The organism is Croceibacter sp. (assembly GCF_002716225.1).
GTDB lineage: Bacteria > Bacteroidota > Bacteroidia > Flavobacteriales > Flavobacteriaceae > Croceibacter > Croceibacter atlanticus.
In genome coordinates this window covers 152,374-176,790 of record NZ_PAZX01000007.1, presented here as the reverse complement: position 1 = coordinate 176,790, position 24,417 = coordinate 152,374, and the positions used below count along the sequence as shown (strand labels likewise).

The 24,417-nt window shown below is 34.3% G+C and carries 23 protein-coding genes; 16 read left to right on the top strand and 7 right to left on the bottom strand.

Annotated features, from left to right (window positions below):
• Positions 1-44 precede the first annotated feature (44 nt).
• From CL818_RS04590 to CL818_RS04575, 4 genes are all read right to left on the bottom strand, one after another.
• Positions 45-1,412, bottom strand: coding sequence for an MATE family efflux transporter (locus CL818_RS04590; RefSeq protein ID WP_286971906.1), 1,368 nt, complete (start codon positions 1,410-1,412; stop codon positions 45-47).
• Positions 1,412-2,476 (bottom strand): ferrochelatase, encoded by a 1,065-nt coding sequence (gene hemH, locus CL818_RS04585; protein ID WP_286971903.1) that lies wholly within the window; start codon positions 2,474-2,476, stop codon positions 1,412-1,414. The genes CL818_RS04590 and hemH overlap by 1 nt, the downstream gene beginning before the upstream one ends.
• A 181-nt stretch (positions 2,477-2,657) precedes the next feature.
• Complete coding sequence (locus CL818_RS04580) at positions 2,658-3,398, bottom strand: head GIN domain-containing protein (RefSeq protein ID WP_286971900.1); 741 nt, start codon at positions 3,396-3,398, stop codon at positions 2,658-2,660.
• 66 nt (positions 3,399-3,464) lie between these two features.
• A complete protein-coding gene (locus tag CL818_RS04575) occupies positions 3,465-4,355 on the bottom strand; it encodes a helix-turn-helix transcriptional regulator (protein WP_286971897.1) in 891 nt (296 codons plus the stop codon).
• 188 nt (positions 4,356-4,543) lie between these two features.
• Between CL818_RS04575 and hemA the strand changes: the two genes are divergently transcribed.
• From hemA to hemB, 10 genes are all read left to right on the top strand, one after another.
• On the top strand, positions 4,544-5,812 hold the full coding sequence (gene hemA / locus CL818_RS04570; RefSeq protein ID WP_286971894.1) for a glutamyl-tRNA reductase: 1,269 nt from the start codon (positions 4,544-4,546) through the stop codon (positions 5,810-5,812).
• On the top strand, positions 5,812-6,729 hold the full coding sequence (gene hemC, locus CL818_RS04565) for a hydroxymethylbilane synthase (RefSeq protein WP_286971891.1): 918 nt from the start codon (positions 5,812-5,814) through the stop codon (positions 6,727-6,729). The genes hemA and hemC overlap by 1 nt, the downstream gene beginning before the upstream one ends.
• A 1-nt stretch (position 6,730) precedes the next feature.
• Positions 6,731-7,384, top strand: coding sequence for a uroporphyrinogen-III synthase (locus CL818_RS04560; RefSeq protein WP_286971888.1), 654 nt, complete (start codon positions 6,731-6,733; stop codon positions 7,382-7,384).
• A 7-nt stretch (positions 7,385-7,391) separates the two neighbouring features.
• Positions 7,392-8,423 (top strand): uroporphyrinogen decarboxylase, encoded by a 1,032-nt coding sequence (gene hemE, locus CL818_RS04555; protein WP_272972815.1) that lies wholly within the window; start codon positions 7,392-7,394, stop codon positions 8,421-8,423.
• 84 nt (positions 8,424-8,507) lie between these two features.
• A complete protein-coding gene (locus CL818_RS04550) occupies positions 8,508-8,984 on the top strand; it encodes a DUF6973 domain-containing protein (RefSeq protein WP_272972816.1) in 477 nt (158 codons plus the stop codon).
• Between the two features lie 7 nt (positions 8,985-8,991).
• Positions 8,992-10,134 (top strand): hypothetical protein, encoded by a 1,143-nt coding sequence (locus CL818_RS04545; RefSeq protein WP_272972817.1) that lies wholly within the window; start codon positions 8,992-8,994, stop codon positions 10,132-10,134.
• A 26-nt stretch (positions 10,135-10,160) separates the two neighbouring features.
• Positions 10,161-10,907 carry an EI24 domain-containing protein gene (locus tag CL818_RS04540; RefSeq protein WP_286971883.1) on the top strand — a complete coding sequence of 249 codons (747 nt, stop codon included), beginning with the start codon at positions 10,161-10,163 and terminating at the stop codon, positions 10,905-10,907.
• 12 nt (positions 10,908-10,919) lie between these two features.
• Positions 10,920-11,822, top strand: a complete 903-nt coding sequence (hemF, locus tag CL818_RS04535; RefSeq protein WP_272972819.1) for an oxygen-dependent coproporphyrinogen oxidase — start codon at positions 10,920-10,922, stop codon at positions 11,820-11,822.
• Between the two features lie 11 nt (positions 11,823-11,833).
• The gene (locus CL818_RS04530) at positions 11,834-12,481 is read left to right on the top strand and encodes a tetratricopeptide repeat protein (RefSeq protein ID WP_272972820.1); all 648 of its coding nucleotides are present in this window, start codon (positions 11,834-11,836) and stop codon (positions 12,479-12,481) included.
• Entirely contained in the window at positions 12,481-13,467 is a 987-nt protein-coding gene (gene hemB / locus CL818_RS04525) for a porphobilinogen synthase (protein WP_272972821.1), read from the top strand. Before CL818_RS04530 ends, hemB begins: the two co-directional genes overlap by 1 nt.
• Here hemB and CL818_RS04520 read toward each other — a convergent pair.
• Positions 13,462-13,875, bottom strand: coding sequence for an NUDIX domain-containing protein (locus tag CL818_RS04520; RefSeq protein WP_013186485.1), 414 nt, complete (start codon positions 13,873-13,875; stop codon positions 13,462-13,464). The genes hemB and CL818_RS04520 overlap by 6 nt on opposite strands.
• Before the next feature lie 140 nt (positions 13,876-14,015).
• Here CL818_RS04520 and CL818_RS04515 point away from each other — a divergent pair, with 140 nt between their 5' ends.
• Genes CL818_RS04515 through CL818_RS04495 form a run of 5 tightly spaced genes read left to right on the top strand, consistent with a single transcriptional unit; the run spans position 14,016 to position 18,044 of the window.
• Positions 14,016-15,107, top strand: a complete 1,092-nt coding sequence (locus CL818_RS04515; RefSeq protein ID WP_013186484.1) for a CNNM domain-containing protein — start codon at positions 14,016-14,018, stop codon at positions 15,105-15,107.
• On the top strand, positions 15,088-15,585 hold the full coding sequence (locus CL818_RS04510) for a methylated-DNA--[protein]-cysteine S-methyltransferase (protein ID WP_272972822.1): 498 nt from the start codon (positions 15,088-15,090) through the stop codon (positions 15,583-15,585). The genes CL818_RS04515 and CL818_RS04510 overlap by 20 nt, the downstream gene beginning before the upstream one ends.
• Positions 15,586-15,600: 15 nt before the next feature.
• Positions 15,601-16,752, top strand: coding sequence for a serine hydrolase domain-containing protein (locus tag CL818_RS04505; protein ID WP_272972823.1), 1,152 nt, complete (start codon positions 15,601-15,603; stop codon positions 16,750-16,752).
• Positions 16,753-16,797: 45 nt separating this feature from the next.
• Complete coding sequence (locus CL818_RS04500) at positions 16,798-17,511, top strand: 3'-5' exonuclease (protein ID WP_272972824.1); 714 nt, start codon at positions 16,798-16,800, stop codon at positions 17,509-17,511.
• 11 nt (positions 17,512-17,522) lie between these two features.
• A complete protein-coding gene (locus CL818_RS04495) occupies positions 17,523-18,044 on the top strand; it encodes a hypothetical protein (protein WP_272972825.1) in 522 nt (173 codons plus the stop codon).
• A gap of 52 nt (positions 18,045-18,096) precedes the next feature.
• On the opposite strand, the gene CL818_RS04490 is transcribed toward CL818_RS04495, so the two are convergent.
• Both CL818_RS04490 and CL818_RS04485 read right to left on the bottom strand, forming a co-directional pair.
• A complete protein-coding gene (locus CL818_RS04490; RefSeq protein ID WP_272972826.1) occupies positions 18,097-18,879 on the bottom strand; it encodes a DUF4382 domain-containing protein in 783 nt (260 codons plus the stop codon).
• A gap of 148 nt (positions 18,880-19,027) precedes the next feature.
• Complete coding sequence (locus CL818_RS04485) at positions 19,028-22,492, bottom strand: M4 family metallopeptidase (protein ID WP_272972827.1); 3,465 nt, start codon at positions 22,490-22,492, stop codon at positions 19,028-19,030.
• A gap of 213 nt (positions 22,493-22,705) precedes the next feature.
• Between CL818_RS04485 and CL818_RS04480 the strand changes: the two genes are divergently transcribed.
• Positions 22,706-24,400: an ABC transporter ATP-binding protein gene (locus tag CL818_RS04480; protein ID WP_272972828.1), complete on the top strand. Its 1,695-nt coding sequence runs from the start codon at positions 22,706-22,708 to the stop codon at positions 24,398-24,400.
• The last annotated feature ends 17 nt before the right edge of the window (positions 24,401-24,417 follow it).

Below are 24,417 nucleotides of genomic sequence, written 5' to 3'. Positions count from 1 at the left end.
TGGTAATACTTAGAAGATTAAAGTCTAAATATACAGAAAATACGTTAGTCTATCTTTAAGTTAGANGACTTAGGAATCAACTTAGTTCTGATCTCTNTGTTTAAAAATATACCAGTAACAATTGTAGACAACACATCTGCAATTGGAAAGCTTATCCAGACACCAATTTCTCCAAAATAGTTAGGAAGTATTAAAACTAACGGTATAAAAAAGAAGCCTTGGCGTGTTAGGGTTAATAAAAGTGCTGGAATAGCTTTTCCTATAGCTTGAAAATAAGCAGAGCCAATTAATTGGANTCCTATTATAGGCACAGCCATAAATACAATGCNCATTGCTGTTGGTGTATCTGTTAGCACACGTTCATCATCTGTAAATACGGATACTATNTCTGTAGGGAAAATCATTATAAATGCAAATACAAATAATCCTAAAACACCGGCGTATAATATNGCTTTGTTTATACTTTCTCGTACTCTAGGAAACTTATATGCTCCATAATTATAACCAGCTATAGGCAGGAAACCTTGCGTAACACCAAGTACAGGNAATAAGGCAAACATTAACATTCTTCCAATAATTGCATACACAGCCACTGAAGACTCTCCTCCCAAATCGAATAAAATATTATTCATTAAAAGATAGGTGATACTCACTACAGCCTGTCTAGCTAATGTTACAAAACCTAAAGCAGACATTTCTTTAANAATTGGCATATTTAAGCCAAAATCTGAAAGGCTTATACGTAACTCAGAATGTTTAGATAAAAAGAAATACAATATATAGGCAAAACAAAGCACGTAAGATACCGTAGTTGCCAATCCTGCTCCATACATACCCATATCTAGCAGGTTAATAAATACGTAGTCTAAAACCAAGTTTCCAACTGATGGTATAATCATTGCAATCATTGCAAACTTTGGCTTGCCTTCTGCGCGTATGACGTTGTTTCCCATCATACTTAACGCAAGTATGGGCACACCATATAATACAATTTTATAGTAAATTTTTGCAGGTTCAAAAATATCGCCCTTACCACCAAATGCAGGAATAAGATCATTTATAAAGACTAAGCCTAAAATCACCATGGAAACGGTTAGTAAAAGTGTAACCGTAATCTGATTTCCAAATGTCTTGAGGGCTCTTTTTTTATTGTTTGCTCCTAATGCTCTAGATATAATAGATGAGCCACCAATACCTATTGCCATTCCTAATGCTGCGATGAAAAAAGATACAGGAAGTACNACATTTATTGCTGCAATAGCTATTGAACCTATCCAGTTTCCTACAAAAATAGTATCGACCAGAATGTTTAGAGACATGACCAAAATACCTATAGACGCTGGTAAGGACTGTCTTATAAGTAGTTTGCTAATAGACTTTGTTCCTAAATCTTCTGAACTAAACTTGGCCATTATGCAATTTGCGTTTCAGCCAAATTTACTGTATTAATTGCAGATGGATTCTCAATCCAATTACCAATCCAGTTAGACATTACTTTTGCCCAATCATCTCTATCATTAAGGCAAGGAATGGTAGTGAATTCTTTTCCGCCTACTTCGTGGAAAATNTCTTCACCTTCCATAGCAATTTCTTCTAAAGTTTCTAGACAATCACTTACAAANGCTGGTGTTACTATAGCCATATTTTTAATNCCTTCTTTACCCATACGCTCNATAGTTCTGTCTGTATAAGGTTGTAACCAAGGATCAAAACCTAAACGAGATTGAAATGATGTAGANAATGTGCCAGGCTTTAACCCTAATTCTTCTCCNACTAATCGTGTCGTTTCANAACATTGGTGACGGTAGCAAAAACGATGTGCATCACTTTGAGCTTTGCAGCAACTGCCGTCTATTTGGCAATGAGAATTTGTAATGTCACTTTTGCGAATATGACGCTCTGGAACACCATGATAACTAAATAACAAATGGTCATAATTTGTTGTGTCTAGCTTCTCTTTAATGCTTCTAGACAACACCTCAATATAATCGGGTTTGTTATAAAATGGCGCTAGGCTTGTTAGTTTAANCTGTGGAAACTTTTCTTTGCGAAGCTTCTCTGCCAATACCTCTATAGTTTCTGTTGTAGCCATAGCAAACTGAGGATACAAAGGCACTAAAAGAATATCATTAACTCCTTTATCTGTAAGACGCTTTANTGCTTTTTCAATAGTCATAGACCCATAGCGCATAGCTAAATCTACAGGTATTTCTGTTTGCTTTTGAATTTTATCTTGAAGTCTTTCAGATAATACAATTAGTGGAGAACCTTCTTCCCACCAAATTTTTGAGTAAGCTTCTGCAGATTTCTTAGGTCTTGTATTTAATACAATACCTTTTACAAGGAATGCTCGAAACCAATATGGAACATCGATAACTCGAGGATCCATTAAAAATTCGTCTAAGTATTTTTTTACATCTTTCGGGTCGGTACTTTCTGGTGAGCCCAGATTAACCAATAAAACACCTTTGCTCATAGCTTTAGTTTAGCGAGTGTAAAATTACGATTTCTTATCATTTATAAACTTGAACAAATGATAAGAGTTTGTGATAATACTATTGCAATTAGTATATACTTTAAAGCTGAAGNTTCTTAAATACAAAAAACCTGAAGCGAGTGACTTCAGGTTTTTTTTGATAAATTATTAAAAAGTGTATTTATAATTTTCTTACAGTAGCGTCTCCAAAACTTAAACCTCTGCTTAATTTAGCATTTCCTTTATAGGTTACAACAGCTTCTCCATAAGACGTAACTTTTAATTTATCTGAAACGTTAAGTTGGAAAGTGCCTTCGCCATAAGCTGTTAATTTGGTTTCCTTATTATCTACATTAATNGCATTTAACTTAGATTCACCATATGCTCTAATTTGTTGATAGTTTGTAGTCCCACTTTCAATCATAAGGTAGCTTTCACCATAGGTTGNAATTTTAANATTCTCAACTTCAATTTCTTTCANGTATACCTGAGAGTCTCCATAAACACTTAATTTTAANTCTTTTGCTTNTATATTATCTACAAAATCAAAACGCTCTTCGCCTCTTAATGATAATGCACTTATAGNAGTATATGTTATNGTAGCTTTTACTACTGTACCATTATATACATCTTTTCTATTATTATTATTTTTCTCAGATTTAGTGTAAACTCTTGCATCATCTAAATATAGCTCTAAAGTCTCATCGTCTACCTCAACATTCAGCTTGTCTAANGATTCTGTNCTGCTCTCGATNACTACAGAAGCTTTGTCACCCTTTATAAATGTAACTTGTATGTGTGGATTTATAGTAATCTTATTAAAATTTGATACGTCATAAGTNTTTGTCTGTGCGCTTACAGAAAATACAGATGCTAAAATTAAAGTTGAAAAAGCTATAATGTGTTTAATAGTAATTCTCATGATATGTTTTGTTTGGTTATGCTTTAAAGATGCATCAAATTTTAAATTGTTACAGTTAATTGAAAATTAACTAAGTGCCATCACATATTTCTTGGGAGTAGTTCCATATTTCTTTTTAAATGCAGAAATAAAGTGACTTGCAGTACTGTAACCCACTTTTAAGCCCACTTCATTTACATTGTGTGAGCCACTTTCTAAAAGTTGTCGTGCTACTTCCATCTTATAATCAAACAAGAAACTAAAAACTGAGTCTCCATAAATTTGCTTAAAGCCTTCTTTTAATTTATTTAAGCTTAATTGTATTTCATCTGCTAACTCTTGTAAAGTTGGTGGTTCTGCCATGCGAGCAATAATAATTTGCTTGGCTTTTTTAATTTTCGCAACATTATCTTCGTCTACCAGAAATGGGCATTGTTCAATATCTGCATTAGCTGGCCTATTAAAATANAGGCTTAACAGTTCATAAGCTTTTCCTTTAAAGTATAGCGCTTGTATAGATGGATGCAAATTATAGTTCATAAGTTGGTTAAGCNCAACNGCCATAGATGGTGAAATAATCTCGTCTTTATAGTACTTTCTATCCTTATTCTCTGCNGTTAAGAATGTAATATAGTTGGCCTCTGTAGAAAATAATGAGTGAAATTTTTTGATAGGAATAAGTACCGAAACCACCCAAGAATCTTTTTCAATAGTAAGATCCATAGGCAAATCTCGCTGAGGATTGTAAAGTAATATGGAGTGCTCTTCATGTAATGGCAGTTGGTAACCACCATCNTTAAATGCTAATTGAGCAGCACCTTTCACGCAAAAATGAAATTGTATAAAATCTCNACTTACTTCACGTATAAACTGCTTGCTATCAGTCGTTTCATTTTGTAACCTCAGNACATAAAAACCATCTTCTATATGTGTTTCTTTAACCAAACTTTCAGCGTTATTTTTTATTGAATGATCCATCGTTTTAAAAGCTATTTATTTAGAATAGTTCTAAATAATTTTAATATATACCTTGTTTCCCACCACTAAATTAGCTGAATTGCTTCAAATTTTACCATTTTTAGATAATTTTCTGCGCCTATCGTTACAAATCGTACTTCTAGCGTTATTTTTTAAAAACTCTTCACTCTACATTTGCATCCGTCTTTATGATACAAAACTTGAAGCGACATTTTCCCCAAGCGGCTAACGCCAATTTTTTTGCCATCGGTCTTAATTACAAAAAAGCCGATGCCGAAATACGTGGTCATTTTAGTATTTCTGAGCAAGCACAATCTGCAATTTTACAGCAAGCTAAAGATGATGGCATTCCTGCCATTGTTGTAATCTCTACGTGTAACAGAACAGAGATTTATGGTTTTGCAAAAGACGAGATTCAACTCATTAAGTTACTTTGTGAGCACACTCATGGTACTGTAGATGAGTTTAAGAATGTCTCTTACATTTACAAGAATACAATNGCTATAGATCATCTTTTTAAAGTAGGTACTGGTTTAGACAGCCAAATTCTCGGTGATTTCGAAATTATCTCACAACTACGACACGGTTTTAAACAATCTAAAAAGATTGGNATGATTAATCCGTTTATGGAGCGATTAATTAATGCCGTTATACAAGCAAGCAAGCGCATAAAAAATGAAACAGAGATTTCTAGCGGTGCAACATCTGTAAGCTTTGCTTCTGTACAATATATATTGGCTAGAGTTCCTTATGTATCAGAAAAAAACATATTNCTATTCGGTACAGGTAAAATAGGTAGAAATACGTGTGAAAACCTTATAAAACATACCAATAACGAACATATTACACTTATAAACAGAACTAAAGGCAAAGCTGAAAAAATTGCCGGAAAGTTTAACTTAGTTGTAAAAGATTATGCAGATATACAGTCTGAGATTTCTTCTTCAGACATNCTAATAGTTGCAACTGGTGCACAACAACCTACCATTAATAAAGATTTATTATTTCTTAAAAAGCCTTTATTAATTTTAGATTTATCTATTCCTAAAAATGTTTCAGAAGACGTTAAGGATTTAGATAATGTTACGTTAGTTCATTTAGATGATTTATCTGCCATTACAGACAAAACTTTAGAAAAGCGTTCTAAACAAATTCCGCAGGCAGAGCAAATAATTGCTGAGATTAAAGAAGANTTTGATGCTTGGCTAAAAACAAGAAAGTTTGCACCTACTATAAAAGCACTAAAAGGGAAGCTTAATGATTTAAAAGATGCTGAAATAGATTTTCAGAGCAAGAAGATTAAAGACTTTAATCAACAACAAGCAGAAATTATTAGCAACCGTCTTATTCAAAAAATTACCACACAGTTTGCCAACCATCTTAAAAGTGAAGGTAAAACTATTGATGAAAGTTTAGAGATGATTCAACGTGTGTTTCACTTAGAAGATAACGTATAATGAGTAAAGTAATACGCATAGGTACTAGAGATAGTGAGTTGGCATTATGGCAAGCTAATACTGTAAAAGCACAACTAGAAAACTTAGGCTACAAAACTGTACTNGTACCAGTTAAGTCGACTGGAGATTTAATTTTAGATCAGCCCCTTTATGAATTGGGTATTACCGGTATTTTCACAAAGACATTAGATGTGGCTATGGTTAANGGNGATGTTGATATTGCTGTACACAGCATGAAAGATGTCCCTACAGCATTACCAAAAGGTATCATGCAAGGTGCTGTTTTAAAACGTGCTACCACTAAAGACATACTAGTACATAAAGGGTTAGATTTTTTAGAAGCAGAAGGAACTATTGCTACAGGAAGTTTACGCAGAAAAGCACAATGGTTAAATAAATATCCAAATCACAAGGTTGTAGATTTAAGAGGTAATGTGAATACAAGACTTCAAAAATTAGAAGACAATTCTTGGAACGGAGCTATTTTTGCCAAAGCAGGNTTAACACGTATAAATGTATTGCCTGAGCATTTTATTGAGTTAGATTGGATGCTNCCTGCACCAGCACAAGGNGCTATGGTTATTGCAGTTATGGAGCAGGATGTATTTTGTAAAGAAGCTGTTTCCAAACTTAATGATCACTCTTCAGAAATTTGTACNACAATAGAACGAGAATTCTTAAAAACTTTAGAAGGTGGCTGTACTGCTCCAATTGGTGCTTTAGCAGTTATTGAGGATAAGGACATTTGGTTTAGAGGTTGTTTATTTAGTTTAGATGGCAAGCAAAAANTAGAAATTGAGAAGCGAGTATCTCTTAAAGAAAATCGTAATCTGGGTAGAAATTGTGCTATCNAGATTTTAGATCAAGGNGGNAAAGATCTTATGGCAGATATTAAAGCTNNNCTAGACAAATCATAAAATGGCTAGTATATTATCTACCAAAATTCTTACGCGCTCACAACNAGAGTTGGTTTTAAATNCAGGATTTGGTCTGGTAGAATATAATGCCATAAACATTTCATTTACAAAGGTTAGTTTACCAAAAAGGATAGAGAACGGTATTTTTACNAGTCAAAATGCTGTTGCTGCTATAAAAGACAAAAATATTGAGATTGAACNCGTGTTTTGTGTAGGGCAAAACACTAGNNAAGCTTTAGAAAATCTAGGNTATAACGTCATGTTACANGCAGAACATGCTAGAGCGTTGGGACAAAAAATTACAANACAATATNCTGAAGCAACNTTTACTTTTTTCTGTGGAAATAAAAGAAGAGATGCATTACCAGAGCTCTTACACAAACATAATATAAACCTTACGGAGATAGAAGTTTACAAAACAAGTTTAAACAAAAAAGAATTCCAAAGAACATTTAATGCCATTATGTGTTTTAGTCCTAGTGGTGTACAAAGTTATTTTGGAGCAAATAAGCCACAAAAAGAAACTATTGTCTGTATTGGTAATACTACAGCTACGGCAGCAAAGCTCTATACAGATCAAATTGCAATTGCTAACACAACCTCGATTGAAAGTGTTATAGCAAAGACAGTAAAGGTTTTAAATAAGACATTTTGATATAGTTATGATAAAAAACGATTTATTTTTAAAAGCACTAAGAGGCGAGTCTGTTGAGCGTCCTCCAGTTTGGATGATGAGACAAGCAGGTCGTTATCTGCCAGAATTTATGGAGCTTAAGCACAAGTATGATTTCTTTACGCGTTGCCAAACTCCAGAATTAGCAAGTGAAATTACCGTGCAACCTATACGCCGATATGGTATGGATGCTGCTATTTTGTTTTCAGATATATTAGTTATCCCTCAAGCTATGAATATAGATGTAGAGATGAAGCCAGGCGTTGGTCCTTGGTTACCTACACCTATACACACAGCAAAACAAGTAGAGCAAGATGTTATTGTCCCTAATATAGATGAAACCTTAGGTTATGTAATGGATGCTATAACTATGACTAAGGAAAAACTTAACAATGAAGTACCATTAATTGGTTTTGCAGGGTCACCTTGGACCATTTTATGTTATTGTGTGCAAGGGCAAGGCTCTAAAAACTTTGATAAAGCTAAAGAGTTTTGTTTTACTCAACCCGTTGCTGCTCACTTATTGCTTCAAAAAATAACAGATACTACTATAGCGTATTTAAAGCGTAAAGTTGAAACTGGTGTAAATGCAGTACAAGTTTTTGATTCTTGGGGCGGCATGTTATCTCCAGTAGATTATCAGGAATTTAGCTGGCAATACATTCAACAAATTATTGATGCCTTAAAGGATATGGCACCAGTAATTGCATTTGGAAAAGGCTGTTGGTTTGCTTTAGACGAGATGAGCAAAAGTGGCGCATCTGCATTAGGTGTAGATTGGACAATAACTGCAGAAAATGCCAGGAAATTTACTAACAACAGTATAACACTTCAAGGTAATTTTGACCCTACGCGTTTGTTCTCACCACCAAAAGAAATTAAGCGTATGGTTACTGAAATGATTGATGCCTTTGGTAAAGACAATTACATAGTTAATTTAGGACATGGTATTTTACCTAATATCCCTATTGAAAATGCAGGTGCATTTATTGAAGCTGTTAAGGAATATAAAAGTAAATAGTGATTTAATCTTGTCTCATTTAAGTGTATTAAAATAAAGACACCGATTTTTATAGAAATAAAGAGGTTCTAAACGATTAAGACTATGAAAATCTGGTCCAGACTTAAAAAACTAAGTATAAAGCAATTACTAAATTTAGGAGTTGTTTTTATACAACGTCCCTTGTTAATTCGCCCAACGCTTAAAGCCACCTCTAAGACTATGTCTATCTCTCAAAAGGAGTTTGGTAGTGCACAACATAAAAATGGAAAACCAAATGCATTTAGACATGCGTTATGGAACATTCTTTTGGCAAAAGTAGCTTACACAAAAAATGAGACAGCAGCAACAGATTGGGCAGAACAAGTAACTACACTTCACGAAAAACTAGCACCTAATGCACCATTAGAAACTGTTATGGATTTACATAATAATATGGTAGGACGTCAGTTTTTTTCTGAAACTTTAGATCTATCTGAAAAAGAATTAATTCAGTTTTTAAAAGAGAAGTCTAGTAATGCAAAACAAATTACCAAGGTAGAAGACGTAGAGCGTTATCCTAATGAATTGGTTTATATTTAAATAGTTTATGGCCAAATTCCTAGACCTTACATATTATCACAATAGAAGCTTTGTATTTCCAATGTATCTAAAGCTAGATGATGATGGGTTAAGAAACTTACCAAAGTTTTATTATGACCTAGTGGAAGGAGATTATGGCAAAATTTTATTTGAGGCTTTTTATGATAATAATGATGACATATTAATTGAAAGTTTAATCAATGAACACGGTGTGTTTTTTGAAAAATTCCTTGCTTTAGCCCTTAGACACAGATTCAATTTATACTTCAGCAGCGAAAAAGAATCTACTCATTTACTTAATTTATGTTCACAAAACTTCAATGTAATTGAAAGTCGAAATCGTCTTATTGATAGAATTAAAACTGATTTTTTAAAAATTTTAGTTATTAAAAGAAATAACATCAGCTTCTATAATAAGTTATTAGAAAGTGTAAAAGCTAAGTCGCAAATCAAGAGTTGTAGAGTTTGTGGTAGTAATTTTCAGCCAATTTGCTTACCTGACTGGGTTTATTACGGTTCGAATGGTAATGACTCGATATGTTATCAATGTCCTATAAACTCAAATAATGATAGAGATGAGTTACCCAATCTCATTTCCAAATTAATTCATACTATTAGCTTTATTCCTAACGCAAATTTTAATCCAATTAACTATAATTTTAGCTCTCGAATAAACAGGGACAGCTGGTCCAAAGTGTGCACTATCATTTTCAAAATGGGTGTTTCTGGAAATGACACCTTGACTTCAAATTCTATTTTTAAAAAACACTATGGTAGTTGGTTCAAAGCATTAGTTGATTCTAATGTTTTACCAAATAACATTTTAAAATCAAGCAGAGGTGTCCGATGTATAGCTATGAGTGGCAACGAATGCAATTCTTTAGATGAGATGTATGTAGATAACTGGTTTTATAAAAACAATATCAAGACAATCAAAGAGCCTTTATATCCTTATCACAAACAATATAATAAATCAGGAAGACGAAGAGCGGACTGGAAAGTAAATGAATATTTTATTGAGTATTTTGGTCTAAAAGGAGAGGAAAATTATGACAAGAAAACTAAAGAAAAGATATTACTAGCTAATAGGCTTAATTTAAAGCTAATTTCTATATTCCCATCTGATTTAAATAATATTGAAAAAAATTAAGCTTCTTGCTCACCAGTTAAAATGTTATGATTAAAAACATATTCAAAGCCATATCAGCCTACAGAAGTAGTTTCAGTTTAATTTCTAAATTAAAACTTTGGAAATACTTTGCCATCCCAATGGTTATTAGTTTTGTTACAGCTATGCTAATAGGTATATCTGCTTGGGGATTGTCAGACAATATCGGTTCACTTATTTCTAAAGCTTGGATTTGGGATTGGGGCAAGGCAACATTTATTACAATTAGCACTGTATTAGGTGGTCTTATAATTATTGCAATTGGCCTTATACTTTACAAACACATTGTTATGGCATTAAGTGCGCCATTTATGAGTCCTGTTTCAGAAAAGATTGAGCAACATTTTAACCCTCAAGCAGTTCATTCACACAGAGATACAAACAATGCACAACAATTATGGCGAGGTATAAAAATTAACGTGCGCAATCTTACTATGGAGTTATTGTTAACAGTACCTATCCTACTTATAGGGTTTATACCGGTTGTAGGTATTTTCTCTACAGTATTATTGTATGCTGTTCAAGCTTATTATGCAGGGTTTGGAAATATGGACTACACATTGGAGCGTCATTATAATTATTCAGAAAGTATTTCATTTGTAAAACAAAATAGAGGCTTAGCCATAGGCAATGGTCTGGTGTTTATACTATTTCTTTTTATACCAATCATAGGTATTATTCTGGTACTACCATTATCTGTAACTGCAGCAAGTAAGGTGACGCTAGAAAAGCTTCAGCAACATAAAACCTTATAGTTTAAGAGTACTATGAAAGAACAGTTTTTTAACTACATACAAACATTACAAGATACCATTACTGCAAAGATAGAAGCGGTTGATGGCAAGGCCAAGTTTAAAGAAGACCTTTGGGAGCGCGAAGAAGGTGGCGGTGGCAGAAGCCGAGTTATAGAAAATGGAGATGTATTTGAAAAAGGCGGTGTGAATATTTCTAAAGTTCACGGACCGTTAAACCCAGCAATGCAAAAATACTTTAACGTTGGCGATGTTAATTTTTTTGCGTGTGGCTTAAGTTTAGTATTACATCCTAAAAATCCTTTTGCGCCTACTGTACATGCAAACTGGCGTTATTTCGAAATGTATGAGAAAAACGGCACATTGGTAGATAGTTGGTTTGGTGGCGGTCAAGATTTAACACCGTATTATTTGTTTAAGGAAGACGCTGTTCATTTTCATAGCATTTGCAAATCTGTTTGTGATGCTCACGACCCTTCATTTTATGCGCTATACAAAAAACAATGTGACGACTATTTTTATAATGCTCATCGCGATGAAGCTAGAGGTTTAGGTGGTTTGTTTTTTGATCATTGTAAAGCCACACCAGAACGAAGTATGACAGATTGGTATAACTTTGTTACACAAGTGGGTGATAGTTTTTTAGATGCTTATGTGCCTATTGTAGAGAAAAGAAAAGATATACCATTTACACCAGAACAACGCGATTGGCAAGAAATAAGACGCGGTCGTTATATAGAGTTTAATTTAATACATGATAAAGGCACGTTGTTTGGCTTAAAAACAAACGGCCGTATAGAAAGTATTTTTATGAGCTTTCCGCCTCACGTACAATGGCGCTATAATTACGAACCAGAAAAAGGTACCAAAGAAGACAAATTATTACACGTATTAAAACACCCTAAAGATTGGGTTTAAACACAATTAAAATGAAGCATATTTTCACAATACTAATCTTACTAATTACACTTAGTTCTTGTAAGAATAATAAAGAATTGGACATCTTATCAGATCCTGAGCCTTTAACAGAACTTAAATCTCAAGAAGAGCACATGAGAGCTGCAGTAACCTATTTAACAGCTAGCAGAATAGATGATGCTTTAAAGGAACTAACACAATGTATTAGAACTTACCATAACGAGCGCGCTTACATTATGAAAAGCGACATTCTTCTAAGAGAGAAGAGATACCAAGAGTATTTAGAAAATACAGAAGACGCCAGGCGCTTCGAAGAATTTCAATCACCTACTCTTTTTATGCATAATGGTTTAGGTTATGAACTTACTGGCGAAGAAGATAAAGCAAAACCCTTTTATGAGAAAGCATTGTTAAGGTGGACGCTAAACGGTACAACTCAAGAAAACTATAGACAAGTGCTAACACAAAAACCATTTTTAACAGCAGTGGTGTTTGGTAAAGACGTAGCCTTAAAAGACTTTGATAAAATCTTTTCAGATTTTGGTAAAACCCGCCAAGATACTATAATAAGAGAACAATTTAGACCATTGCTAGAAACCTATGACGGTACAGGAATGAGTTATTTTTATTTTGAAATTGAAAAAAATCCTACAGAATAATGTATCCATTAAGACGTAACCGAAGATTAAGAACTAACGCATCTATTAGAGGATTAGTTAGAGAAACCATGCTTTCACCTAATGATTTTATTGTACCACTTTTTATTACTGAAGGCTCTGGCGTAAAAGATGAAATAGCATCTATGCCAAATTATTACAGATATAGCTTAGATCTTTTAAAGGCAGAAGTAAAGTCGCTTTGGGATTTAGGGTTGCGTTCTGTGCTTTTATTTGTTAAAGTTCCCAATAACTTAAAAGACAACGCAGGAACAGAAGCATTAAATCCAGATGGACTAATGCAACGCGCCATAAAGACCGTAAAAGATACATGTCCAGATATGGTTGTTATGACAGATGTGGCGTTAGACCCATATTCAATTTTTGGTCATGATGGTGTTGTGGGTGATGGCCAAATAATTAACGACGACACTAATGCAATCTTGGCAGAAATGTCTTTATCTCATGCTAAAGCAGGTGCAGATATAGTTGCACCAAGTGATATGATGGATGGACGTATTTTCGAGATTCGTAGCTTGTTAGAAGATGAAGGTTTTCATAATACCGGTATTATGAGTTATTCGGCTAAATATGCCTCTGCATTTTATGGGCCATTTAGAGATGCTTTGGCATCTGCTCCTGTAGATGTAAAAGATGTTCCTAAGGATAAACAAAGTTACCAAATGGATCCAGCGAATAGAGACGAAGCCATTAAGGAAACTATTATGGACGTACAAGAAGGTGCAGATATCGTTATGGTAAAACCAGGACTTTGTTACTTAGATATTGTAAGAGATGTAAAAGAAGCGGTTGATGTACCTGTAGCAGTATACCAAGTAAGTGGAGAATACGCTATGCTTAAGGCTGCCGCAGAAAAAGGATGGCTGGATCATGATGCTGTAATGTTAGAGCAGTTTGTATCAATTAAACGAGCTGGCGCAAATATGATTGCTAGCTATTTTGCCAAAGATGCAGTAAAACTTTTATAGCGCTTTTAAAGCCTTTGCTATAATTTCAGAATGATCAAATGCCAAATTAGGAAGGTTATTTAAAGGCCACCATTTGGCATTTTTTGCATCGTCTGCAGCTTCAACTTTAGGAGTGCTAGATATTGTTCCTACAAAAGCAATACTAATAGTTCGTCCTCTTGGGTCTCTGCCAATAGCTCCAAAAACTCCTATTTGTTTAAGAGCCTTTACATCCAATCCTGTTTCTTCTTTTAATTCTCGTTTAGCTCCTGTTTCAAAGGTTTCATCTGTTTCTAAAAAACCTCCAGGAAGCGCCCACTCATCTTTAAACGGATCGTTTTTACGCTGTATGAGTAATACATAATCTGTATTGGATAATGTAGAAAAAATTACAGCATCTGTAGTAATGCTAATCTCTTGTTTTGGCATCTTTTCTAAATTTTTTAAGTGGTATAATTCAATTCTATATTAAAAGTAAGAAAGGTTTAGCGTTAATCATTATTTTTCAGAAAGGATTAATACAAAGACATTGTCTATTTCCTTAACTTGTCACAAAAATTTATCATCTAATGACATTACTCATAATTTACGCGGTAGTTTCTATCTTTTTTTCGTTTTTATGCTCGATTTTAGAAGCAGCTCTTTTAAGTGTTACACCAACATTTATTAAAATTAAAACTAAAGAAGGGAAAGGCTACGCACAAACTCTGGCAGAGTTTAAAAAAGATATAGACAAGCCATTAATAGCCATCTTAACATTAAATACCGTAGCGCATACGGTTGGTGCCATATTGGTAGGAGTGCAAGCAGAAAAGGCTTTTGGAAGTGGAAATAATTCTGTAGGTATTGTGTCTGCAATTATGACGGTATTAATTCTTGTTGTTTCAGAAATAATTCCTAAAACCATTGGTGCTACCTATTGGAAAAGCTTAGGAAACTTTACAGCAAAGTTCTTAAAGCTTATTATGTTTCCGTTAAAATATACGGGTATACTTTGGATTCTTACACTTACCACAAAACTTATTGGAAAATCTGCGCACGTAAGTACAATGTCCAGAGAAGAGTTTATGGCTATTACAGACGCCGCTGAAGAAGAAGGCGTTTTTGAGGAAAATGAAACCACTGTAATTAAAAATTTATTGGTCTTTAAGTCTGTTGAAGCTAAAGATGTAATGACACCATTTTCTGTAGCTATTATTGAAGATGAAACAAAAACTATTGAAGAGTTTTACCAAGAACATAAGCACTTAAAATTTTCTAGAATTCCTGTTTATAAAGAGAAAACTAATAACATTACTGGTTTTATTCTTAAAGATGATGTGCTAGAGGAAATGTTAGACAACAAAGGACCAGACGCTTTATCTACATTAAGGCGTGATATCTTAATGACTTCTAACAACACACCGATACCAGAACTTTTTGAATTTTTTGTTGAGAAACGCGCACATATTGCCATGGTATCAGATGAATATGGTAATTCTGTAGGTATTGTAACTATGGAAGATATTATTGAAACGCTTTTAGGTCTAGAAATTATGGATGAGAGTGACCGTGTGGAAGATATGCAGGAGCTAGCTAGAAAAAACTGGGAAAACCGCGCTAAACGTATGGGATTATTAGAGTCTAAAAAAGCTAATGAAGATGGATCCTCTAAAGCTTAATAAATTAGATGAAGCTATTATTAGTTCTCCTCTAGGTGCTATTCAAGTTTTAGGAGATGAAAATGGCGTACAGTCTATTTTATTTTTAGAAGATGCCAAACCCTTTACCGAAGATATTCCCAAAAGCTTATCCATAGCCGTACAAGAGCTTACAAATTACTTTACCAAGAAAACTAAGGATTTTACTTTTAAATTGAACCCTCAAGGCACAGAGTTTCAACAGAAGGTGTGGCAACAACTGTGTACAATTCCGTTTTCTAAAACATCATCTTATTTAGATATGGCGAAAGCTTTGGGTGACCCAAAAGTAATTCGTGCCGCAGCTAGTGCCAATGGTAAGAATCCTATATCTATAGTAATTCCGTGTCATCGGGTTATAGGTAGTGATGGTAGTATGACTGGTTATGCTGGTGGCATTTGGCGTAAAGAATGGTTACTAAATCACGAAAGTGCTGTTACACAAGGTACATTGTTTTAAACATTAGATATATTCATGAAATTTTTAAAATCTGTTTTTAAAGGGATACTGCTAATTATTGGTTTGGCCATAGTACTACTCTATATCTTTGATTATGATTATATCCTTAAAGGTGTTCGCGTTGTTTACCTAACTGGCCATACAACTGCTTTTATAGATGACGCTAAGTATTTTGACAATAGGTTAATTGAGGCAGAAAACCCTCAAGATTGGCCTAAACACAAGCTATACAATCAAGCAACACCAACAACAACCTTAAATGAAATAAACGATAGATTAGGAACCATAGCGTATGTCATTATAAAAAATGATAGTATTTGGTATGAGGACTATGCTGAAAGCTATTCAGACACTTCTAAAACTAATAGCTTTTCAATGGCTAAAAGTATTACCGTAACACTTTTAGGCAAAGCCATTCGAGATGGTTTTATTACTGGTTTAGACCAACCTGTAGCAGATTTCTTCCCAAAGTTTAATACAGACCTAGGTAAAGAAATGACCGTAGGAGATTTGGCGTCTATGTCTTCTGGACTAAATTGGGACGAGAGTTACTCAAGTCCATTTTCCTTAACTGCAAGATCGTATTATGACACTAATATAAGAGATGTAATTTTAGGGTTAAATGTTGTTGAAAACCCAGGTGAATCCTATAAATACCTAAGTGGTAACACACAGCTTTTAGGAATGGTAATAGAAAAAGCGACCAACCAAACACTTACAGACTATTTGCAAGAAAGTTTTTGGACACCAATGGAAAGCTTTGAAGATGCAACCTGGCAATTAGATAGTGAAGACTCTGGAATGGAAAAATCATATTGTTGCATTGCAAGCAACGCCAAAGATTTTGCCCGCTTTGGTAAACTTTATAAAGACAAAGGTGCCTGGAACGAAGAACAGCTGTTAGATTCATCTTTTGTTAGCACTGCAATCGAGCCAAGGTTTAAAGACAGTCCTGAATACGGTTATGGATTTTGGTTAAGTAACCATTTGGGAAAAGATATTTTTGCAATGCGCGGTATTTTAGGGCAGTATGTAATAACTATACCAGAAGATAATGTCATCATTGTTCGCTTAGGCCATAAACGTGGGCAGTTTGTAGATAAACCATTCACCCAAGACTTTTATACTTACATAGAAGAAGCCTACAGCATGATGGCCGAACATTAAAAGGCGTTATTTTTTTAGTTATCTTTTCATTTAAATAGATAAACTATGATTTCTAAGCTTAATCTTGAGCACATTTTATTTTTAGATATTGAAACTGTACCAGAGTATGAACAGTGGAGTGAGTTAGATGATGATACAAAATTACTTTGGGAAACTAAAACTCAATACCAACGTAAAGACGAGTTTACACCAGAAGACTTTTATGATCGTGCAGGTATTTGGGCAGAGTTTGGTAAGATAGTTTGCATATCTGTAGGATATTTTAAAATTCAAGGTGACAGCAGGCAGTTTAGAACAACCTCTTTTCACGGAGATGAACCAAAAATATTAAGAGATTTTAAGGGGCTTTTAGAATCTCATTTTAATAGACCTCATCATTTGCTTTGTGCTCATAACGGTAAAGAATTTGACTTTCCCTTTATTGCTCGCCGTATGATAATACATCATATCGAGCTGCCATTTAAACTTAATTTATTTGGAAAAAAACCTTGGGAAATACCACATCTAGATACATTGGAACTTTGGAAATTTGGGGATTACAAACATTATACGTCTCTCAAATTACTTACCAAAATATTAGGGATTCCTTCACCTAAAGATGATATTGATGGTAGCCAGGTTCGTGATGTTTTCTATAATGAAAAAGATGTTGATCGTATTATTATATACTGTGAAAAAGACACCGTTTCTGTAGCCCAAATATTCTTAAGATTAAGAAATGAAGAGCTTTTGCATGACTCAGAGGTACTTTCAGTTTAAAGAACCTATATATGGTAAAATCAGAATTTAGACGAGTAGCAGAAAAACATAATTGTAAACTTCAAGTTAGTGATAACGATATTGCTATTGGTATGGGTGTAAGAAGTCCAAGGGTAATATATAGATTAATTTGTGATTATAAATCTTCAGAAATAATTATAGATAACAAAACAGGTTTTGAGTTTGTAGGAAATGTTTCTTGTTGGTTTAAACCAACTCATAATTCTTTAAGTTTAAACTTAAGTACTAAAACTCATTTTAATAGAATCTTTTCTAGAGCCAAAAATCCATTTAAAATAGATGTTAATAATTATAGCTTGGAAACTTTTTTAAAAAACTCCAGTGACTTAAAGTCTTTAGAGACTATTGCAAAGACTACTAAATTTGAACCCCAAATTATAGGAAGTTATAACAATGGTCGTTATCATTTAAAAACCACTTATCATCTTCAATTTAAAAATTGGGAGCAAGCATTAGACCCATTACTCCTCTTTTATAAAGAGTTTATTGATAACTTTTCAGTTAATACATAATAAAAAAGCCGCTCTATTTCTAAAGCGGCTTAGTGTATTTATAAAATTAATTTTAAAGCTCTACATTACCTATAGATGTAACCTCACCATTAACCACCTCAACATCAACAAAAGTTTGTGATTCAAATCCTGATTCTGGATCTGGGTTTATCGATACTATATAAACACCATTTGGAACGCCGCTTAAAACAAAATTACCTGTAGCATCTGTATATGTAGTAATCTCTAATTCGCCTGAAATCGCTATAACTTCTGTTTGAAAGTCACTTGGGTTTACTGTTCCTGAAATTGCACCACTTTCCGCTACTGTAGATGCTCTTATGACTGGCTTTAAACTATAGCCTCCATTACCTTGATTTACGATAGACTTATCTGCATCAAAATCTAAAATAAACTCATAAAAAATACCACCTTCTAAAGTTTCATTTACCTGTATTTTTAATCCAGATTGTTGTGCACTTGGTGTACTCAAAGGAAATGTTTCTCCATCTACAACAACAGAGTTGTTTGTGCCCAAAATTAATCGTATCTGACTTATGTTACCTGCAGGTATATTATCATCAACTAATAATACGCTAGCTCCACCAGTTAGTTCTAATAAGTTGTAAATACCAGAATTTACGTCACCTATTACAACATCGTCTTCATCATCTAAATTACCGTTATATTTTACAACAACGTCTTGTACATCTACAAACACAGCATCATAATCACCAGGAGCATCAACTAATTTAACACTTAATCTAGCTGGTTCTTCACTTGAAGAGTCATCTTCATTACAAGCTAAAAAGATAACAGCTAACATTATCAAGCTTATTTTAATTACATATTTCATAACTATCTTTAATTTTTTGTTTTATCAAATATAGAGGTTAATCAATGTATGAAAAGTCTTATTAACATAGTTTAAGTGTACGTTTAACATAAAACAAAAAAGGCCGCTCTATTTCTAAAGCGACCTTTTCATTTAAGTGTTGGTTAATTTACTCTTTAATAAAGCGTTTTGTCATAGTTTGTCCATCTATAGTAGCATTTAGTAAATAGATACCACTTTCTAGATTTCCTACTTCTAACGTGTTGCTCAAGTTTCCTTTTGCAACTTGCTGTCCTAACATATTAACTATTGTAAATGTTGCTTCTTTTTGAGACACAAAGTCTACTTGTAAAGATGCTCCTTTTACAGGGTTAGGGTAAATATTAAATGTTGAGTTAACTGGTGGCGCCTGAGGCACTAAGTTTGTGATTCCAAAAGAAGATCCACAAGCTCCCAAGTTTGTCCAACCACTAGCTGTTCTTTCAAATAAATTACCTTGATACGTAACACGATCTCCAGTACTATAAGATTGAGAACTGCTATAAGGTGCAACACCTGCGCAAATGTCTGCTGTACCATCTATAACTCTCACATCATCAATAGCGATATCTGCTTGCCACGTAGAGCCTGTAGTTCTATTAAACCTTAGTCTAATAGATGATCCATTATAAGCTGAAAGATCTACAGTTGCAGATTGCCAAGCATTTCCTTTATTTCCTGTTTCGGAGAATAACGTTGTCCAAGTTGCTCCATCATTATCACTAACATCTACTTTTAAACTTCCCATATCTGATGCACCATACATATGATACTTAAATGTAAAGTTTGGTTGTGCTGTAGCAGATAAATCTATACAAGGTGAATTTAAAATTGCTTGTTTGTTAGGGTAGCCTGTACCGTTTCCAGAAGCTTCAACAAAAACGTAGAAACTACCTTCAACCGCACTTGATGGTCCTGTATTGCTAGATGGTGTACCACTAGCGTCTCTAGTCCAGTTTATATCGTCTGAAGTAGATTGCGTCCAAGCTCCTAAATTACTTTCATAACCTTCTGAATAAGGGAATGAAGAGATACCATTTACACAACCACCACCAGATGCTGGTGAGTCTGTAGTTACAGATACTGTATTACTAGCTCCAGATACATTTCCTGCGTCGTCTTTTGCGCGAACGTTAAATGTATAATTAGTTCCAGATGATAATCCTGTAATTTGAGCAGATGTATTAGCTGTAGTTCCTAATAAAGCAGTTCCTTGATAAACATCATATCCTGTTACTCCAACATTATCGTTTGAAGCATTCCAAGATAAATCTACTGTAGTTTCTGTGATGTTAGAAGCAGATAAATTTGTTGGTACACTTGGTGCTTGAGTATCTGCAGCAGAGCTTCCAATATTAACTGTATAATCTTCTACTTCACCATAGCTAAATGATTCACAAGCGCTAGGCACACCGTTATATTTCATAGAAACTCTCATACGAGTAGCTCCATCTGAAGCATTGGTTGGCACTGTAAAGCTACCACTTACAGGTGTATTTTGTGTAGCTGCAACACTTGTAACTAATTCTCCAGAATCAGAAAAATCACCATCTTGGTTATAATCTATCCAAACGGCATAGCCCTCAGAATATACAGTTCCTGTCCAGGTAGGTGTAATTGTAATTGTATATGCATCACCTTTTGCCAAGTCTGTTTCCACAGCTGTATGATTTTGGTATCCACCGCTTCCGGCACCAGAAGTATTATTAATATCTGCCAATTGTACTCTAGAGATATACTCATCTGCAACACTGTTACCATTAGAGGCACAATAGTTAGAGCCACCATTTCCTCCACCAAAAGCATCTCCTACATTAACGGCATGCCAAGCATTTGTTACTGCCTGTTCTTCTACGCCACCAGCTCCATAAAGATCTTTAGCCGCTTGTATTGCGCCAGCTCTTGCATTTGCAAACGTAGAGTTTGCAGATAAATAGTTATTTAATGTTCTGTAAGCAATTTTAGCAGATTTATCCATACCAATTCCACTTACTGAAAACACATCGCCAACGTCATTTGTACCATTGCCACCTTCAACTAATAAGTAAAACCAGTAGTTTAATACACCAGAGTTTGTATGTACTCCACAATAGTCATTAGATTGCGTTGGTGTTCCACAATTAGGGTTTTGCCAGAATTGACCTCCATAAGTATCTGGTTGTCCTAATGATGTTGGATTACTCATAGAGCGTAGAGCCGCTGAGCCGCTTCGTCTATCAATTTCATCTCCAATTAACCAAACTTCATCAGTTGGGTTAGTATCACTTCCATTTCCTTTTGCAAAATGCTCTACTGCTGCACCCCAAATATCTGAGAAGCCTTCATTAAGACCACCAGATTCTCTTTGATATGCAAGATTTGCAGTAAACGTTGTTACAGCATGTCCTATTTCATGAGATGCAACATCTATACTTGTTAATGCATCAAAAAATCCATTTCCTTCATTACCATTCGAAGAACCATCACCGTAAGACATTACAGAACCATTCCAGAATGCGTTATCATAATTGTTATCTACGTGAACGTAACTTCTAATTTGTGCACCACTACCGTTGTAACTATCACGACCGTGAACTTGTTGCCAGTAATCATACGTTTCCATTGCACCCCAATGAGCATCTAAAGCCGCATTATCTTTATTTGCGCTATGCTCTGCAGTTGTCCAATTATTATCATTGTCTGTAAACTCATCATAATTATTAATGTAAGGATACGTGCCTCCTGGCGCCTGATTTTTAGCATCACGAGTATAAACATCTCTACCAGTATCTGCTAACCTATAGCTACCACCAGTAAGTTGAGTTTCAATAGTACGAGAACCACTATAACGTGTAGCAGCAGTACCACTAGCCATCATAGCTATGCTTGTATAATTATCATACGTTGTATCGTCTTCAAATTGAGATACAGTTACCATTGGCTCACCTACGTGACCAAAAGAGTTTGCGTGTTTAATAGTTGCATTGTAAAATAATGCATCTCCATTTTTAGCATCTATATAAAGATCTCCACGACTAATTGGATACGTTGCATAAATATCAAATTTGTAGGCTAACTTGTAAGTAGAAATTTCATCACCATTATACATTGGTAAAATTACAAGGTCTCCTGTAGGTTTTTGGTAACCATCCATTTCTGCAGCTGCATCTGGATATTCCCATAAATAATGTTGCGCACCTATGTGGTTAACAGCGCGCATTAATGCTTGTTGGTTAGTTAATGTTGTTGTAACATCTAAATCTTTTATAGGATAATACTCACCACTTACTGCTTGTGGGATACCTTGTTTAGAATGTAGTTTTGAAATTGCAAACTCAACAGGAATGCCTTGATGGCGTTGTTGAAATTCTTGCTGTGAAAATCCGAGATTGTCTGTAGATTGCTTTCGAGGAGTAAGTTGATTGTTTTGGCCTAGGTTATAAACTTGTCCTAGTACATCTTGAGGGCTAGATGATTTTCTTTGAGTATCGTCTAAAACAATTAGTTTAGGCGGTTGCTTTACATTGCGTTTTTCGTCTCTTCGGTCTGTTTGTGCTTGTAGCATTGGAGCACAGAATAAAAGAGCGAAAAATACACTTCCATAAAAATTTCTCATAAAATAAAGGGTTTAGTTAATGAATTGTGTAAATACTTCCTGAATTCACAAAAAGTAACCGAAGTAAATGAATTTTATTTAAACACTATGTTATAATCGATGAAGCGCACAATAAATTAACTTTTAGTTAACAATCATAGTGTTCTTTTTGTTAAAATTATGGTTTAACCATAGTTTGAAAGCCACGACTTTACCTCTATTAATTGTTAAAAGATGATTACTTTTGAAGATATGTTAACTGTACAGAACCTAACCATTGCTTTTAAATCGCAAGACGACTTTATTCCGGTTGTTAACAATATTTCATTTAATCTTAAACCTAACGAAATACTTGGCGTTGTTGGTGAATCTGGTTCTGGGAAATCTGTGTCTACTCTCGCTATATCTGGTCTTTTGCCTAAGAAAATCTCTAAAATAACTTCTGGCAATATCACATTTGAAGGAACTTCTCTGCTCGAATATTCTAACGCCCTAATGACAATGTTAAGAGGCAAAGAGATTGCTATGATTTTTCAAGAACCTATGAGTGCTTTAAACCCTTCTATGACTTGCGGAGCACAGGTACTTGAAATTATATTGCAACATAAAGACATAACACCTGCTAAAGCTAAGGTTGAAACGCTTCAGTTATTTGAAAAGGTTAAATTACCTAGGCCAAAAGATATTTTTAAAAGCTATCCTCATCAAATAAGTGGAGGCCAAATGCAACGTGTAATGATTGCCATGGCTATTGCCTGTAAACCCAAGATTCTTATTGCAGACGAACCAACAACAGCATTAGATGTAACTGTACAGAAAGAAATAATTCAGCTTTTAAAGACGCTTCAGAAAGAAACTAAAATGAGTATTATATTTATATCTCATGACTTGGCTTTGGTTTCAGAAATTGCTCAACGTGTTATTGTTATGCACAAAGGTAATATTGTTGAAGAAGGCAAAACAGAAGATATATTTCTGCAACCTAAGCAACTTTATACCAAAGCATTAATTGCATCTAAACCTAATACTAAAATTCATTTAAAAAGATTACCTACTGTTAGTGACTTTGTGAACAATACTGTACCAACAGAAACGATAAGTGACAATGAAAGACGTTTATTTAGGAAACAACTCTTTGAGCAAAAACCATTATTGGAAGTAGTTAATGTAGATAAAGAGTTTTACAGCAATGCCGGATTATTTAATAAAACAACCATTGTAAAGGCAGTTAATAATGTAAGCTTTAAAGTTTATGAAGGTGAGACCTTAGGATTGGTTGGTGAAAGTGGATGCGGAAAATCTACACTTGGAAATGTTATTCTACAACTTCACAAGGCTACAAAGGGTAAAGTATTTTATAAGGGAGAAGATATTACTAAATTAAAGGGCAAAGCTTTAAGGGTTTTACGTAAAGATATTCAGTTAATTTTTCAGGACCCATTTTCTTCATTAAACCCAAGGATTACTGTTGGTAAAGCAATTGAAGAGCCTATGAAAGTTCATAAATTATACAAAAACGATGACGAGCGTAAAGAAAAAGTAATTTCAATTTTAAAACGCGTAGGCTTAGACGCTTCACACTATTATAGGTATCCTCACGAGTTTAGTGGCGGCCAACGCCAACGTATTGGTATAGCTAGAACTATAGCATTGCAACCAAAACTAATTGTGTGTGATGAATCTGTTTCTGCCCTAGACATCTCTGTGCAAGCGCAAGTGCTTAATTTGTTAAATGAGTTAAAAGAAGATTTTGGATTTACCTATATCTTTATTTCTCATGATTTGTCTGTTGTTAAGTATATGGCAGATGAGCTTATTGTCATGAATAAAGGACAGATTGAAGAGCAAGGTGATCCAGACCATATTTATGAAAACCCAAAAACGCATTACACCAAACGTTTAATAGCAGCTATTCCTAAAGGCATCTAATCCTATAAAGTTTCCTA

Coding starts and splice junctions, on each gene's coding strand:
- hemE (WP_272972815.1), top strand. CDS start 7,392: ATGATAAAAAACGATTTATTTTTAAAAGCACTAAGAGGCGAGTCTGTT.
- CL818_RS04550 (WP_272972816.1), top strand. CDS start 8,508: ATGAAAATCTGGTCCAGACTTAAAAAACTAAGTATAAAGCAATTACTA.
- CL818_RS04545 (WP_272972817.1), top strand. CDS start 8,992: ATGGCCAAATTCCTAGACCTTACATATTATCACAATAGAAGCTTTGTA.
- CL818_RS04540 (WP_286971883.1), top strand. CDS start 10,161: ATGATTAAAAACATATTCAAAGCCATATCAGCCTACAGAAGTAGTTTC.
- hemF (WP_272972819.1), top strand. CDS start 10,920: ATGAAAGAACAGTTTTTTAACTACATACAAACATTACAAGATACCATT.
- CL818_RS04530 (WP_272972820.1), top strand. CDS start 11,834: ATGAAGCATATTTTCACAATACTAATCTTACTAATTACACTTAGTTCT.
- hemB (WP_272972821.1), top strand. CDS start 12,481: ATGTATCCATTAAGACGTAACCGAAGATTAAGAACTAACGCATCTATT.
- CL818_RS04520 (WP_013186485.1), bottom strand. CDS start 13,875: ATGCCAAAACAAGAGATTAGCATTACTACAGATGCTGTAATTTTTTCT.
- CL818_RS04515 (WP_013186484.1), top strand. CDS start 14,016: ATGACATTACTCATAATTTACGCGGTAGTTTCTATCTTTTTTTCGTTT.
- CL818_RS04510 (WP_272972822.1), top strand. CDS start 15,088: ATGGATCCTCTAAAGCTTAATAAATTAGATGAAGCTATTATTAGTTCT.
- CL818_RS04505 (WP_272972823.1), top strand. CDS start 15,601: ATGAAATTTTTAAAATCTGTTTTTAAAGGGATACTGCTAATTATTGGT.
- CL818_RS04500 (WP_272972824.1), top strand. CDS start 16,798: ATGATTTCTAAGCTTAATCTTGAGCACATTTTATTTTTAGATATTGAA.
- CL818_RS04495 (WP_272972825.1), top strand. CDS start 17,523: ATGGTAAAATCAGAATTTAGACGAGTAGCAGAAAAACATAATTGTAAA.
- CL818_RS04490 (WP_272972826.1), bottom strand. CDS start 18,879: ATGAAATATGTAATTAAAATAAGCTTGATAATGTTAGCTGTTATCTTT.
- CL818_RS04485 (WP_272972827.1), bottom strand. CDS start 22,492: ATGAGAAATTTTTATGGAAGTGTATTTTTCGCTCTTTTATTCTGTGCT.
- CL818_RS04480 (WP_272972828.1), top strand. CDS start 22,706: ATGATTACTTTTGAAGATATGTTAACTGTACAGAACCTAACCATTGCT.